This window comes from Nostoc sp. (assembly GCF_036917635.1).
Lineage (GTDB): Bacteria > Cyanobacteriota > Cyanobacteriia > Cyanobacteriales > Nostocaceae > Nostoc.
Genome location: NZ_JBALCW010000088.1, coordinates 23,103 through 38,723 on the forward strand (window position 1 = coordinate 23,103; position 15,621 = coordinate 38,723).

The window sequence follows — 15,621 nt, forward strand, 5'->3', positions numbered from 1 at the left end:
CATGTCAAATATTTTATTTACATATAAAGTTTTTCTGGTACAAATTTCTAATGCACTCCTAATTGGTAATTGATAATTTAATTGGAAATAACCTGGACATACTGGCATAGTTATATCAAATAAACTACACGGCTAATCATACAGCACTGGTAGAAATTATTATGACAGAGCAAGCAATAAATACCACAACAGTTAATCTTTTGCAAGATAATATTCAAGTGTCTGCTTATTTGGCAGAACCAAAAGAAGCTGGATCTTACCCAGGAGTCGTGGTATTACAAGAGATTTTTGGTGTCAACGTTCACATTCGGGATGTTACAGAACGGATTGCCAAACTTGGGTATGTAGCGATGGCACCTGCACTTTTTCAACGGACTGCTCCTGGTTTTGAAACCGGATACACACCCGAAGATATTCAAAGGGGCAGAGGCTATGCTATGCAAACTCAAGCCTCAGAGTTATTGAGCGATATTCAACTAGCAATTGACTACCTCAAAAATCTGCCCCAAGTCAAAAAAGATGGTTTTGGCTGTATTGGTTTCTGCTTTGGGGGTCATGTTGCATATCTTGCAGCTACTTTACCAGATATCAAAGCTACAGCTTCCTTCTATGGTGCTGGAATTACCACCCGCACACCAGGAGGTGTAGCTCCCACTGTTACTCGCACCAGAGAAATTCCAGGTACTCTCTATGCCTTCTTTGGCACAGCAGATGCTAGCATACCACCCAAACAAGTAGATGAGATTGAAGCAGAATTAGAAAAATATAAAATTCCTCATCGTGTGTTTCGCTACGATGGAGCTGATCACGGATTTTTCTGTGACCTTCGTGCCAGTTATAATCCTAAAGCTGCTGCTGATGCTTGGGAGCAAGTCAAACAACTCTTTAGTCAACTGAACTGAAGCATACACAGCCAAGTTCGTTTTTTGTTATTTGTCATTTGTCATCAAAAAGCAGAGATAAAAGACAAAGGACAAATGACAATCTAAACTCCAGTTGCACCATATCAAATAACAATTAATCTTCAAAAGTCATGAATTCCGAATCGAAACTTTCTCAAACAGCCAATTCGTCATTTACGATGGACGATTTTGCCAAAGCACTAGAAAAACACGACTATCAGTTTCAAAAGGGACAGGTTGTACATGGCAAAGTGTTCCAACTTGACCATGATGGAGCTTATGTCGATATTGGTGGTAAGTCGTCAGCTTTTCTGCCGCGCGATGAGGCTTCTTTGAGAGCAGTTACCGATTTATCGGAGGTGCTGCCATTGCAAGAGGAAATGCAATTTTTGATTATCCGAGATCAGGATGCAGAAGGTCAAGTCACCCTTTCTCGAAAGCAGTTGGAAATTCAGCACATCTGGGAACGACTGGCCGAAATGCAGGAAAATGCTCAGACTGTGCAAGTTAGGGTTATGGGGGTAAATAAAGGTGGTGTCACCGTTGATATTCTCTCCTTGCGGGGATTTATTCCGCGATCGCACCTGGCGGAGCGTGATAATTTAGAAGCACTCAAAGGTCAAAATCTGACTGTGGGCTTTTTGGAAATTAATAAAAACACCAACAAACTCATCCTTTCGCAGCGTTTAGCAACTCGTTCTAGCAACTTCAGCTTATTAGAACTAGGTCAACTGGTGGAAGGCAAAGTTACTGGCATCAAACCTTTTGGTGTGTTTGTTGATTTAAATGGTATGGGGGCTTTGCTTCATATCAAGCAGGTAAGCCAAAAATTCATCGACTCATTAGAAAAGGTATTTCAAGTTGGTCAGCCAATTAAAGCTGTAATTATTGACTTGGATGAAGGTAAAGGGCGGGTTGCTCTTTCTACCAGAGTTTTAGAAAACTTCCCTGGCGAAGTGCTAGAGAATTTTGATGAGGTGATGGCTTCGGCTGAGGCGCGGGCTAATAGGGCTAATAACAAAGCTTCTGAATAGTTTTGAGGTGGGCTGCTTGCACAAAGCGTTTAAATGACCATCTGAAACAATTTTGAATGCGTGAATTTTGAATTGTTATCACTCCCCCTGCATCTACAAAGATGTGGGGGGATTTTTAATTGGGAAAACTTTTCCCAAACTCCTTTTTAGCTCAATACAATTCAGTTAAGCATTTCTTTCTTCTCTCGATGTCGCGCCAGTTGCTACCCTGCGCGAACGCTAAAAGCGAACAAGTCTCTTAACCGCAAGGGCGCACTGGCTTCTCTGCGCCTAATAAGGTTTGTTAAAAAAATTGAATTTAACAAAGGATTTTAGCCTTAACCCAAGTGTATTGCTTTTTAGCTTCTGGCTGGAAATGCGGGTAAAACAAGAATTTCAGTCAGCTTTAGATGACTTTCGCTATGAGCCGCAGAATTTATTCTGAGGCGGACGTGTGGGCAATGCCAATATTCTGCAATGATGCAAATACCTTAATGCAGAATCTGTTTTGCCCCATACTCAATGCCCAAATTACCTCGTAACCCGCCGCATATAATTTCCCCATAACTGAGCTGCTTGAGCGCTACTACCAGATGTGGGGGAATTATTATCGTTTCCCAGCCAGACACCGGTTACAAGCCGCCGACTGGGGATAAAACCTATGAACCATAAGTCAACGTTTTTATCAGTTGTGCCTGTTTTCCCAGCTTCCCCCAGTCCAATGGCAGCACTACGACCAGTACCTCTGGTGACTACGCCACGCATCAAACTAGTCATCTCATCGGCTACACCACTTGACAGAACTCGTTTGTTAGCATCTGGATTTTGGTCGAAAGAGTAGATTACACGGCAGGTTTTGATATCATTGCGATCGCGGCAATCACCACTGTCTAAAATTCGGTTGATCGCATGGGGAGGATTCCGTACACCACCATTACCAATAGCGCCAAAAGCACCAGTCATTTCCAAAACATTAACTACACTTTGACCTAGTACCAAGCCCGGAACTGGATCGAGGCTTGACTTTATTCCCAAATTCTGTGCCATTGCCACGACTTTATTCAGCCCGATTTCTTTGGCAACTCGTAGGGCAATGGGATTTTCTGAAAGAGCCAGCCCCGTGGCAATATCTAAACTAGTGTCAGCACCAGCACGACAGGGTTTATAAGTAAAGCCTTGCCAAGTTAAAGGAGCGCAAGAATAACTTTTTGATTCGGAAATTCCCTGTTGAATAGCAGCAGTGTAAGTAAAGATTTTGAAGGTTGAACCTGGTTGTCTTTTGGCTTGAACAGCACGATTGAACTGACTTTTTTTGTAATCAGTCCCGCCCACCATTGCCAGGATACTGCCTGTACTAGAGTCCAGAGTGACTACCGCCCCTTGAGAAAAATTAAAATTTCTACCAGCGTTGTTGACTGAATTATTCAATGTTGCTTCAGCTTGGCTCTGTATGGCTGGATCAAGCTTGGTTTCAATGATATAATTTCCTTCTCTTGCAGCTCCTTCTCCCAAGATTGATTCAAGCTCGGAGAAGACGTAACTGTAAAAATAAGGAGCGATCGTCTTAGCTTGCTGTTCACAAACTTTAGGACTAACTTGAACAGTGGAACGTCTAGCTCGGTTCGCATCCTCAGGTTTAATTTTGCCCATCTCTAGCAACCGCTTAATTACACGATTCCGGTATTCAGCTGCTTCTAGCTTATTTGGACTATCCCCACAAAAATCGAAAGCGTTGGGAGCAGGTAAAATTCCTACCAATGTTGCTGCTTGTGCCAAAGTTAATTCTTTAGCGGGCTTCTCAAAATAATACCGGGATGCATCCTCAAAGCCAGAGGTATCTCCCCCCAAAAAAACCCGATTTAAGTACATCAGCAAAATATCATCTTTGCTGTAAAAGGTTTCGAGCTTCAGGGCGACAACTGCTTCCCGCAATTTGCGTCCAAGGGTATCCTGTCTGCCTACATACTCGCGGAACAAACTGCGGGCAACTTGCTGGGTAACAGTGCTGGCTCCTTGCTGCACATCTCCACTGCGGCTATTGATCAACACGGCTCGTAAAATTCCTACAGGGTCTACTCCAAAGTGCCAGTAATAACGACTATCCTCTGAAGCGACCACCGCAGCAGGCAAATAAGGGCCAAATTCCTCTAATCGCTTCATGTCTACATGCGAGGTAGTCCGAGGCTCTCTCAAGGGAGTCGCTCCATCACGGGCGTAAACAATTACTGGGGCGCGTGTAGCTGTAGGTAGGGGTTTAACATGAAATTTTAGCCATTCAACGCCAATCACTAACGCTAACAAAGCACTGACACCGCCGACACCATAACCTGTCCAACTTGCAGCTTTCACATACCAAGCTGGTGGATCGACGTATTGCAACCGCACAGAAGCGGCGAGTTCTGGGGGGCCCAGAGTCAGAATATCGCCATGACGCAGTTCTAGGGAATTAACACGACGCTTACCCCGATAGATGCCATTGGTAGAGTTTTCATCTTTGATGACAAAAACTGGTGTGCGTTGAGTAGAATTGCGCGATAGCGACAGGTGAATTTGGCTGACAACAGGGTTACGGATGACGATATCGCTGGATTTGGAGCTACGACCTAGAATATAGCGATCGCCCAACAGTGGATATACCTCTGCTTTATCCGCCCCCGCATCCTGCACCCAGAGTTCCGGTACTTTGGCATTAGGCTTGAGCGCCAATTTAGAAAAATCGACTCTAGCTTGAATAGTATGTACCGCTTGAGTCAGTTGACCTAGTAACGTTTGTGGCTTGTGAGGGGGTTGGGGAGAACTCATCGGCTATTCACATCACACTTTTTAGTGAAGAATCGGGCAAATTACAATTTAGATGTTAGTCTTTCATCATTTTACTCATAAGCCAAAGCATAAATTATCTATACGGATTTTTTTGAGCTAATTTATACTCAATTTTAGTTTATAACCAAATGTACTTATTATTTTTGTTACCTATTTATATACAATTTTTTCCTTTTTAAATTTTAAAATCCTTATAAAATAGACTTTTTATCGAAAATTACTAGATCATACTTTAGAAGTTTTGTATTTAATAATACAAAAATTTAATAGATAATAGATTTAATTTTTACCAATTTACATATCCACTATATTCTGAAACAAACCTAAATATCTTCATTTAGGAAGATTTTCTAAATGTTATTGTCTGTTTTAATAGACCGAGTGTTCCGTTGAGGTTAATTACAGAATGATGGGAAAATCTCTGACTTTGATTGGTACAGCTTTATCTTTAGCATTCACCGCTAACATTGCTGTAGCCGAATCTAGTAAATCCTTCATAGCCCAATCCAGTAGCAACTCAACTAGTACACCAACGGAAATTAAGATGTCGCCACAAGGAATGAAAATTCTGTGCGAGTATTTTCCGCTTAACTCCCGTTGTCCCGGCGGCACAGCAGCCACCCCTACTAGCGCTCCTGGTAGCACTACGACACCAGCAGAAACCACACCCAATAGCAGCACCACCACTCCAGATAGTACAACTGCACCAGGTAGCACAACTGCGCCTGGCTCTGGATCTTCCACTCCCGAAAGCACTCCAGGACCAGGAAGCATTACCCCATCTGCACCTGGCGCTCCTAGCAACTTAACTCCAGGACCAGGAAGCATTACCCCATCTGCACCTGGCGCTCCTAGCAACTTAACTCCAGGACCAGGAGGCTCAACTTCACCTGATTCTGGCGCTCCTAGCAAATTAACTCCAGCACCAAGAGGCTCAACTTCACCTGGCTCTGACATTCCTGGCAGCACTACCCAACCAGGAAACCCAACTACACCTGAGTCTGGTACTACTGACAGCAATCCCGAACCAAGTACCAGTTCTCCCAATAACACTCCAGGCTCTAGTTCGCCAACTCCTAGCCGGTAATTAGTCTGAATAATAGTTTGCCATTAGCGATCGCCAGTGCATCTTGACCTCTTGCACCAGTTATGACAACTGGTGTAAGATAACAACTCAAAATCCCTCAAACCAACGATCAAATCTTCCCATATATGACTGAGCAAGGGTTTTAGTAATTAATAGCCTGGGATGAATCATCCCAGGCTTAATAATTTAATGTGACCTGTCAGTTGAAGTCGGTGTTTTTTGCAAGGAAGCAATTAATAGGCAAACAATACCGATACTAATAAATGAATCTGCCACATTAAATACAGCAAAGTTAATCAGGCGAAAATCAATAAAATCAACGACGTAACCTAAAACAAAGCGATCGATACCGTTGCCCATAGCTCCACCTAAAATCAAGCCATAACCCAATTGATCCCATAAATTTAACGTTGGGCCAAACAAGGCCAACGCTATCAATACTAAACTTACTCCTAAAGATAACCAGCGTAACCACTCTACTTTTCCACTTAACAGACTAAAAGCCGCACCGGTATTAGTAACATATGTAAAGTGAAATATTCCAGGTAAGAGTGGTAGTGTTTGCCCCAAGCTAAAGGTTTGCACTACCCAGTATTTTGTTATTTGATCTAAGAAAAAAGCTATGAAGGCAGCGATCCAGAAAAGGCGATTTTTTAAACGCATGAAACTAGGGGCTAGGATTAAGGACTAGGGGCTAAGGACTAAGGATTAGAAGAATTTTAAATTTCTACCCCCTAACCTCTAGCCCCTTCATGACTAATAAAACATTAAGTGACGCAATACATATGCTATTACAGTAATGGCACAGACCACATTTAGTTGCCCTGGTAATGCAAACCACGAGTATCTAAGGACTGCTTGCATTAAGGGAAGATTTTCTGTGCCTTTCCACTGAAAAATATAGCTAATAATCAAATAAGTAATACCGCATAGGTGGATACTTAACAAGCCACAAATGCAACTAAAGGCGAGAGTTTCTAGTCGAGGTCTAGCTTTAAAAGCGAACAAGCCACAAATCCATGCTCCAGGAATAAAGCCTAGTAGATAGCCAAATTTAGATAACTTAAAATAATCAATACCGCCGCCATCGGCAAATACGGGTAATAAGGTTAACCCCATGACTAAATAGGCAATTTGTGAGAGCGCACCAGCGTTTTTGCCCCCTAAACAACCCACCAACAATACTGCGCCAACTTGAAAAGTGACACCTAATGAAATTGTCTGAATTCCGTGCTTACTCCAACTCCAAGGTAAGGTGATGCCATAAGCGTCTAGGAAAGTGCCACCCATTGTCAAGAGTAAGCCAATCATTGACCATAGTAATTGATTGGAAACAGCAAACATTTATCAGTCAACCAGGAAAAGGCAAAAGGGAAAACCAACAGTAACTAGTAGCGCAAGGCAGAAGTCAGGCATTGACGCATTCAAAAGTATTATGGAATGCGTTTTTTAGGGATTTTAAATGGTTGCTCTATTTCCGCCGTAACGGACTAGTATATTCATTAGTATCAAAATGAGATTTGTGCTGACACCTCTAAGAATTAGCATATTTTTTTTGCCTTTTTGGTATGTAACTTTTCAGTTCTGCAAATTATCGCTTAGGTGTCTATAGCTGTAATTTTATTGACTAAAGCGTAGTCTGATTTATATTATGGTATTTGACCTAATACATGTTAATAATAGTAAAAAAATATAGTATTTAAAGTGAACTACCCAACACCCATCTGAGTACAGATAGGGTGTGGGCTTCCGGTTTCATTGACAAGAGCCTTTCCACTTTGCAGTTTATTGGTCTTACGTCGCCTCGACTCGGCAAGAACGGGGTTCCCTCCGTCCACGGATAATAATATCCGAAGTCCTTCTGTTCTTATATTCAACGCTGCATTGCCATCACGCGAATGATGAGTATTGCAGATTGGACAATCCCACTCTCTGATATCTAGTGGCAACATATCTACGACATGGCCACAACAGGAACAGGTTTTAGAACTGGGGAAGAATCGCCCTATTTCCACAAGTTGACCATCTTTGTGTTTCAACTTGTAACTTAGGAAATTAACAAACATCCCCCAACCTACATCGGATATTGATTTTGATAGCTTCCGGTTCCGCACCATTCCCTTGACGTTGAGATTTTCAACCACAATAATTTGGCTATCATTTACCAGTTTTCTGCTTAATTTATGCAAAAAATCTTGGCGGGAATTTGATACTCTTTCGTGAACCTTCGCTACTATTTTTTTGTGCTTATGTCTAGAATTACTCCCTTTAACTTTTCGGGCAAATTTTTTCTGTTTCCGGGCTAGATTTCTCGAATGGTGTTTGAGGTGTTTCGGGTTGCAATACTTGGTAACTTCCTCTCCATCATGGACAATTGCAAAGTCTTTCAGCCCTAAGTCAATGCCGAGTATTTTGTCTTTACCCAATTTATAGAGAGTGGATTCTACTTTAACTAGGATTGAGGCAAAGTACTTGTCAGTAGGGGTTTTGCTAATCGTAACAGTTTTAATTATTCCCTCAACTAGTCTGTGAAATACTGCCTTTACCTCACCAATCTTAGGAATCTTTAAATTATCACCTACAACAGTGACGCTTTGCGGATACTGAATAGACTGCTTATCAAATTTTGATTTAAACTTGGGAAACTTAGCCCGTCCATCAAAAAAGTTTTTGTAAGCTTTATCTACATTAATAGCTACGCACTGCAAAACCGACGAATAGCAATCTTGCTTTAACCAAGGATATTCTACTTTTAATTGAGGTAGTAAACCCTTATATATACTCTTGTTTAATGACTTCCCTGTTTGTTCATAATGTTGAATGCAAGCATTTAAAGCATGATTCCAATACCATCTAGCGCATCCAAATGATTTAGATAATGCTGTTTGCTGTTCGGTTGTTGGATATAGTCTTACTTTGATTGCTTTCAACACTTTTAGTCACCTCCAAGCTATAGTTAGCATATCATAACGTAACGACAATATAACGACATGAAAAAGAGATATTTTAACTTGCGCCTATCTGAGCGCAGATTAAACAAACTTCGTAGCTACGCTGTAGCAGTTGACAAGACCATGACACAAATTATTGAAGAATTTATTGACTCGCTTACGTTAACAGAAAGCGGCGATTCCTCCTTGACCCCAAGCCCTCTCAAACAAAAGGATTGATTTGGTTAGAGGTCAACTTGTCACCGCCCAAAAATTCATCCCACACTCCCCTTCGGGTGAGATGTGGAGCTTCTTTTCGTTTGAGCTAAATGTTTAGGCTCAATGCCAACTTCTGCTACAAAGTGCTAAAGATAGTTCTTGAATTCACTATTTTTTAGCGATCGCCCCGCCTAATCTCCAGAAAATAGGCAATTTATGGTTTTTCTTCTGCTTTTTCTAAATAATTTCACTCGCTAAACTGATATTGTTTAGTTATGGCTTGAAGTTTGCTAAGACCAATAAGCAGAAACAAGTTTCATCTAATCCCAAATTTATGAGGGTTAGAATTATACCATACTGCACCATTTTTTTTCGGAATCGAACAATAAAGTTACACTATTTAAATAGTTTTGTAAATATCTGTAACCACATTCGTATACTAATATTTGTAAAGTCTGACTAAAAAGCAGTATAAATTTTGTCAAGCAAAAATAGAAACAAGTGTTTGTTCTTCATCAAAAAAAACAAGCATTTTTTGCTTTGTTAACCTATCCTTTACCTTAACCTTCATCCTTTAGGAGTATCCTGAGAAGCGCTCACCTGAAAAGTTACCCAAAAATTGATAGCGATGCCCTCACCTCTTAGTGTAATAAAAATCCATCGCCTCACAGCTTCAGTTTCAGTGTTAGCACTGACAATCAGCCTAGCTGCATGTGGCGGACAGCAAAACCAAGATAATACAGCCACTAAGGAGACTCCTTCTAGCACTGCTACAGATACCACTGCCTCCAGCACAAGCAAATTAGATTTGGGTGGAAATCTCAAGTTAAGCGGGGCTGGTGCGTCTTTCCCAGCACCACTGTATGATACATGGTTTACGGATCTAAATAAAAAATATCCAAATCTGCAAGTTGACTATGCCTCCGTTGGTAGCGGTGCTGGAGTTGAGCAATTTATCAAAGGGACTGTAGACTTTGGTGCCAGCGATGTTGCCATGAAGGATGAAGAAATCCAGAAGGTGCCAGCCGATAGAGGCGTTATTTTACTGCCTGTAACTGCTGGTAGCATCGTGCTAGCTTATAACTTGCCAGATGTTGCAGAACTAAAGTTACCACGAACTCTTTACGCCGATATTCTACTAGGCAAAATCACGTCTTGGGATGATCCCCAAATTGCCAAGGCTAACCCAGGTGCAAAGCTTCCTAAACAGGCAATCACAGTTGTTTATCGTTCAGATGGTAGCGGAACAACAGGTGTGTTTACAAAACACCTCAGCGCTATTAGCCCGGAGTGGAAGACTAAAGTTGGTGAAGGCAAAACTGTCAACTGGCCTAAGGGAGTTGGTGCAAAGGGGAATGAAGGTATTACGGCTCAAATTCAACAAACCCTAGGTTCTATTGGTTATGTCGAGTACGGCTATGCCAAACAAAATAATCTCAAGTTTGCTGCTTTACAAAACAAAAGCGGTAAGTTTATTGTACCTAGTGAAGAGTCAGCCTCTAAAACTCTGGCATCAGCAACTCTACCGCCCGATCTCCGCGTCTTCATTTCCGATCCAGAAGGGGCTGATTCTTATCCCATCGTCACTTACACCTGGATTTTGGCTTACAAGAAATATGCCAATGCGGCAAAAGCTAAGGCAGTTGAAGCTACGATCGAATACGCCTTAACTGATGGTCAAAAGCAGGCTGTTGCACTAGGGTATGTTCCTCTACCCCAAAACGTCATTGCAAAGGTGGCTGCTGCTGCCGATCAAATCAGTCCAGATTATAAAATCGCTGTAACAGGTAATAGCGCTAGTAAGTAACTACAGTCAAGACATGAGGCATTCCTAGACAATAATTTTTAGGCTGCTTACTAGACTATAGGCATTTGTAATTTGGAACTCAGTGTTACCAATATCTCGGTTTCAAAAGACGACGAGGCAACAAATTTGTTGATATAGGTTGCCTCCCATATATTCCTCTGATTTAATTGTGAAAGTCGGTAGTCATGACTACAAATTCTCAAAACCTTTCATCAGCAACAAAAAACCGCTCTGATGTAGAAAAATCCCTAGATCGGGGTTTTATTTGGCTTACTAAAATTTTCGCCTTTGGGGTTGCTGGAGCTTTATTATGGATCGGCTTACAAGTTGCAATTGCTTCTGGGCCGGCCATCCAAAAGTTTGGTGCTAGCTTTTTAGCTAATACCACTTGGAACCCAGTTAATGATACCTACGGGGTGCTACCTCAAATTTATGGAACTCTCTTGAGTTCTTTTATCGGTTTACTGATAGCTGTACCGATTGGAGTTGGTACAGCTATTATCCTCAGCGAGGATTTTTTACCCGCAAAAGTGAAGTTGGTACTGGTTTTTGCAGTAGAACTGCTTGCAGCTATTCCCAGCGTTGTTTACGGCGTTTGGGGTATTTTTGTTTTAGTGCCTATATTAACTAACTTGGGAAAATGGCTCAATAGTTATTTTGGCTGGATACCATTTTTTAGCACCCCCCCTACAGGGCCAGGAATGTTACCGGCGGGAGTCATATTAGCAATTATGACTTTACCTATCATCACAGCCCTATCGCGCGATGCCTTAATTTCTATACCCCCCAGTTTGCGCCAAGCCGCCGTAGGATTAGGAGCAACCCGTTGGGAAACGATCTTACAAATTCTGATTCCAGCAGCCTTTTCGGGGATAGTTAGCGCTGTGATGTTAGCACTCGGTCGGGCAATGGGAGAAACAATGGCTGTAACAATGTTGATTGGTAATTCCAACAACATTAGTATCTCACTGTTAGCACCAGGCAATACGATTTCTTCTCTACTAGCAAATCAATTTTCAGAAGCTAGTGGTTTGCAAGTTTCGGCTTTAATGTACGCTGCTTTAGTTCTATTTTTCTTGACCTTGGTAGTCAATATCATGGCCGAATTTATCGTTTTGAGAGTCAAGCGACTGTAGCTTAGTTTTGGGTTGAATTATGACTTCTAGTTTTCCAGAGCGCAGTTTAACTCGCGCTCCTATGTCTCAAAGGACACTGTTTAATACAATAATGACTGTAGTCGCATTTATCTGTGGGGTATTGGCACTTGTGCCTTTGCTAGCAGTGCTTTCTTATGTCATTATTAAAGGTTTTGGCAGTTTGAGTCCCAGCCTCTTTTTTGAACTCCCACCTAAAGCTTTACAACACGGAGGAGGCTTTGGTAATGCAATATTGGGTACACTATTAATGGTAGGAATTGCTGCCCTGATTAGTATCCCATTTGGTGTTTTAGCGGCAATTTACATTACAGAATTTAGCTCTGCCCAAGTAGCGAGATGGGTACGTTTTGCGGCTAACGTCCTGAGTGGAGTCCCGTCAATTATTGCTGGAGTATTTGCCTATGGCATTGTAGTTTTGACACTGGTAAAGTTAAACTTAGGATCATACTCTGCTCTAGGTGGAGGGTTTGCACTGGCAATTTTGATGTTGCCAATTATTGTCCGCACCACTGATGAAGCCTTGCAGTTAGTATCGCCAGATTTGCGACAAGCATCAGTAGGGTTAGGAGCAACTAACTTTCAAACAGTAAGTCAAGTAGTGTTGCCAGCAGCCTTACCTGCAATTGTAACAGGGGCAACGCTAGCGATCGCCAGAGCATCTGGAGAAACCGCACCTTTACTATTTACCGCGCTATTTTCCAATTTTTGGCCTGGTAGCTTATTTGAACCCACAGCTTCCCTTGCTGTTTTGGTTTACAAATATGCCATTTCTCCGTTTAAAAATTGGCAATCACTAGCTTGGGCAGCATCTTTGATTTTGGTATTGATGGTTCTAATCACAAGTATTATCGCTCGCTGGGCAACTCGCCAGAAAGCTTAGTGAAATAGCATCTACATAGCGGATTTGTATCGCTAAAACTAATACTACATTTAATTTATGGCTAACAACATTAGCACTCTCAACGATACTCAAACCGTTTTACGCACCGAAAATCTCAACGTTTACTACGGCAAATTTTTAGCCTTGCAAAATATCTGGCTAGATATACCCAAAAATCAGGTTACAGCCTTTATTGGCCCTTCTGGTTGTGGTAAAAGTACGTTATTGCGATGCTATAACCGCCTCAATGACTTAATTGAGTCATTTCGGGCAGAAGGTAAAATACTTTTTTACGATAAAAACTTGTATGCATCCGACATTGATCCTGTAGAGGTGCGTCGGAGAATTGGGATGGTGTTTCAAAGACCAAACCCGTTTCCCAAATCAATTTATGACAATATTGCTTTTGGAGCCAAAATCAACGGCTACAAAGGTAATATGGATGAATTAGTAGAACGGAGTTTGCGACAAGCAGCTTTGTGGGACGAAGTAAAAGATAAATTACGACAAAGTGGTTCGTCTTTATCTGGTGGACAACAACAGAGGTTATGTATTGCGCGTGCGATCGCAGTCCAACCTGAAATTATATTAATGGATGAACCTTGCTCTGCCCTTGACCCAATTTCCACGTTGCGGGTTGAAGAACTAATTCACCAACTTAAAGAGCAATATACCATCGTTATCGTCACCCATAATATGCAGCAAGCAGCGCGGGTTTCTGATAAGACAGCCTTTTTTAACGTTAAAACTACAGAGAATGGAGGTCGTAACGGCTACATGGTAGAGTACGACGCCACAGAACTAATTTTCAACAATCCTCAGCAGCAAGATACCAGAGATTACGTTAGCGGCAGATTTGGATAAGTAGATAAATACACAATTGTTAATGTTAGAACAATGAGGGATACTCGGAAAATTAAAGCTGGGCAATATTCCTCTAGTTTTTTAATTTGTTTGCCAAGGTTAGCGTAGACCTAGCTCGCCCCAGGCATCGGTTGATCAATTATGGTTCTATGGTTGTTCTTGGTCAAGAAAAGCAATAATTAAGCTGTTTAATATTTAAGACTTACATTAGACCTCTTGCATAAATCAAAAATCAAGAACCCCACCCCGCATTTGCTGCTCGCAAACGCTCCCCTCCCCAAAGCATCGGGGAGGGGAGACAAAGCATAGCTTTGGCGGGGTGGGGAACTCCTGGTTTAATAAGCAATCAAGCGGACATGATATTATTTATTGCACTAGTAACACTCTAGCGGAAGTTTACCCAATACTGCTCGGATAAGACCAAAAACCTTGTGTAGAGACGCGAAATTTCGCGTCTCTACAGGTCTAAAACACTATCGAAAAATCCTAAACACGAGCAGTATTGGAAGTTTACCTACCTTGAACGACGGTATCTTGCCCCTTATCTTTAAAATATCAGGTGCATTTACAACCTACTGCACTAGTGAATTTGAAAGTTTTTCTAAGCGGGCGGCGGGAATCGAACCCGCATTAATAGCTTGGAAGGCTATAGTTTTACCACTAAACTACGCCCGCGAATTTCCAACTAGCTAAGTATAACATAGGTTTTGGAAAATTTCAAGCATCTAGTTGGAATTGGCAGGTTGGATTTTAAACCTTACAAATAGGTAGCTTGCTTGTTTTTTTGTCTGATCAGCGAGTTCGTAGGCAGGGTTAAATTTATTTTTTTGGCAAACTTCCTCAAAGGCTAATTGCTCATATATGCCCCTTTCGTCCGGTGATATATTCTGATCGGGCAATAATACAGCTTTTGAACATACGCCATTTGCCTCAATGATTAAGCTAAATAAAAAATTCCCCCCCTTAAGTCCAAGGTCTTGTTGGATTGGTATTGTAGAATCTTGTTTTGTGCTTTGTGCAAGTTCAGGTAGTTTGATATCCTTCGGTAAATCAGTTTTCATTAATATCGTCTGTTGAGATGGAGTTAAAGGAATCCAGCTAACTATTACTCCTCCTCCTGTGTGAGTTTGTGCAGTAGTTCCCTCATTTTCAGTTCGCGGAGCATGTCCTGTTTTAGTGCGTGGTTCCTGTAGGGGTGAACCATTTTGTTGAGCAAGTTCTTGTTGACGTTGTTGAGCGAGTTCTTGTTGACGTTGACGTTGTTGAGCGAGTTCTTGTTGACGTTGACGTTGTTGAGCAAGTTCTTGTTGACGTTGACGTTGTTGAGCAAGTTCTTGTTGACGTTGATCTTGTTGAGCAAGTTCTTGTTGACGTTGACGTTGTTGAGCAAGTTCTTGTTGACGTTGATGTTGTTGAGCAAGTGCTTGTTGACGTTGATGTTGTTGAGCAAGTGCTTGTTGACGTTGATGTTGTTGAGCGATCGCATTTTTATGATTTGTTAATGCGATTGCACTTCTATCTTGACCGCTAGGGGCAGGTTTTGCTGTTAAATTATCTTTTTCAACTACTTGCTTTGGTAACTTTACTGCTTGTACCTTTTGAATTGTGGATGTTTGCTTGGGCGAGACTGGTTTTGGTTCAGACGCAACTTTTCTTGTTCTTAGTTTTGTCTCAGAATAAATCTCCACAACTTCAACTGGAATAGTGGCTTGATTTGCCTGGTGCCACAAGGGGCTAAACTGAGATGAGCGCATCAGCCAGAATGCTAGTAAGTGCAGAGAGACTGAACCTATAATGACAAAAATCCACAAAGCTGGTGGATCGGTGTGTCGCCTCCAGACTTTGCTTGGAATTGGAGTTTTGTCTGCAACTGATGGTGTCATATTAATATAAACTGGATATGATTAGGCACTCTTACTCATTACTAATGCTTTAAAAT

General features: G+C 41.6%; 12 protein-coding genes and 1 tRNA gene. 6 read left to right on the forward strand and 7 right to left on the reverse strand.

All coding sequences use genetic code 11. The features are described from left to right. Positions 1 to 161: 161 nt before the first annotated feature. Both V7K32_RS19845 and V7K32_RS19850 read left to right on the forward strand, forming a co-directional pair. Positions 162 to 902 carry a dienelactone hydrolase family protein gene (locus tag V7K32_RS19845; RefSeq protein ID WP_334995517.1) on the forward strand — a complete coding sequence of 247 codons (741 nt, stop codon included), beginning with the start codon at positions 162 to 164 and terminating at the stop codon, positions 900 to 902. Between the two features lie 131 nt (positions 903 to 1,033). Beyond that, positions 1,034 to 1,936, forward strand: coding sequence for a S1 RNA-binding domain-containing protein (locus V7K32_RS19850; protein WP_334995518.1), 903 nt, complete (start codon positions 1,034 to 1,036; stop codon positions 1,934 to 1,936). Positions 1,937 to 2,446: 510 nt separating this feature from the next. Here the strand turns inward: V7K32_RS19850 and V7K32_RS19855 are convergent. From V7K32_RS19855 to V7K32_RS19875, 5 genes are all read right to left on the reverse strand, one after another. Then, positions 2,447 to 4,717 (reverse strand): transglycosylase domain-containing protein, encoded by a 2,271-nt coding sequence (locus V7K32_RS19855; protein WP_334995519.1) that lies wholly within the window; start codon positions 4,715 to 4,717, stop codon positions 2,447 to 2,449. A gap of 420 nt (positions 4,718 to 5,137) precedes the next feature. After that, positions 5,138 to 5,791 carry a hypothetical protein gene (locus tag V7K32_RS19860; RefSeq protein WP_334995520.1) on the reverse strand — a complete coding sequence of 218 codons (654 nt, stop codon included), beginning with the start codon at positions 5,789 to 5,791 and terminating at the stop codon, positions 5,138 to 5,140. Positions 5,792 to 6,011: 220 nt separating this feature from the next. Beyond that, positions 6,012 to 6,488 carry a signal peptidase II gene (lspA, locus tag V7K32_RS19865; RefSeq protein WP_334995521.1) on the reverse strand — a complete coding sequence of 159 codons (477 nt, stop codon included), beginning with the start codon at positions 6,486 to 6,488 and terminating at the stop codon, positions 6,012 to 6,014. A 93-nt stretch (positions 6,489 to 6,581) separates the two neighbouring features. Further along, positions 6,582 to 7,169, reverse strand: coding sequence for a biotin transporter BioY (locus tag V7K32_RS19870; RefSeq protein ID WP_334995522.1), 588 nt, complete (start codon positions 7,167 to 7,169; stop codon positions 6,582 to 6,584). Positions 7,170 to 7,534: 365 nt separating this feature from the next. Further along, complete coding sequence (locus V7K32_RS19875; RefSeq protein WP_334995523.1) at positions 7,535 to 8,758, reverse strand: RNA-guided endonuclease InsQ/TnpB family protein; 1,224 nt, start codon at positions 8,756 to 8,758, stop codon at positions 7,535 to 7,537. Between the two features lie 844 nt (positions 8,759 to 9,602). Here V7K32_RS19875 and pstS point away from each other — a divergent pair. The 4 genes from pstS to pstB all read left to right on the forward strand — a co-directional run bounded on the left by pstS (position 9,603) and on the right by pstB (position 13,682). After that, entirely contained in the window at positions 9,603 to 10,781 is a 1,179-nt protein-coding gene (pstS, locus tag V7K32_RS19880) for a phosphate ABC transporter substrate-binding protein PstS (RefSeq protein WP_334995524.1), read from the forward strand. 185 nt (positions 10,782 to 10,966) lie between these two features. Then, positions 10,967 to 11,917: a phosphate ABC transporter permease subunit PstC gene (gene pstC / locus V7K32_RS19885; RefSeq protein ID WP_334995525.1), complete on the forward strand. Its 951-nt coding sequence runs from the start codon at positions 10,967 to 10,969 to the stop codon at positions 11,915 to 11,917. Between the two features lie 19 nt (positions 11,918 to 11,936). Then, positions 11,937 to 12,818, forward strand: coding sequence for a phosphate ABC transporter permease PstA (pstA, locus tag V7K32_RS19890; RefSeq protein ID WP_334995526.1), 882 nt, complete (start codon positions 11,937 to 11,939; stop codon positions 12,816 to 12,818). A gap of 57 nt (positions 12,819 to 12,875) precedes the next feature. Next, a complete protein-coding gene (gene pstB, locus V7K32_RS19895; protein ID WP_334995527.1) occupies positions 12,876 to 13,682 on the forward strand; it encodes a phosphate ABC transporter ATP-binding protein PstB in 807 nt (268 codons plus the stop codon). Between the two features lie 604 nt (positions 13,683 to 14,286). Here the strand turns inward: pstB and V7K32_RS19900 are convergent. Further along, positions 14,287 to 14,357, reverse strand: a tRNA-Gly gene (locus tag V7K32_RS19900). A 50-nt stretch (positions 14,358 to 14,407) separates the two neighbouring features. Next, a complete protein-coding gene (locus tag V7K32_RS19905; protein ID WP_334995528.1) occupies positions 14,408 to 15,565 on the reverse strand; it encodes a hypothetical protein in 1,158 nt (385 codons plus the stop codon). Positions 15,566 to 15,621: the final 56 nt, after the last annotated feature.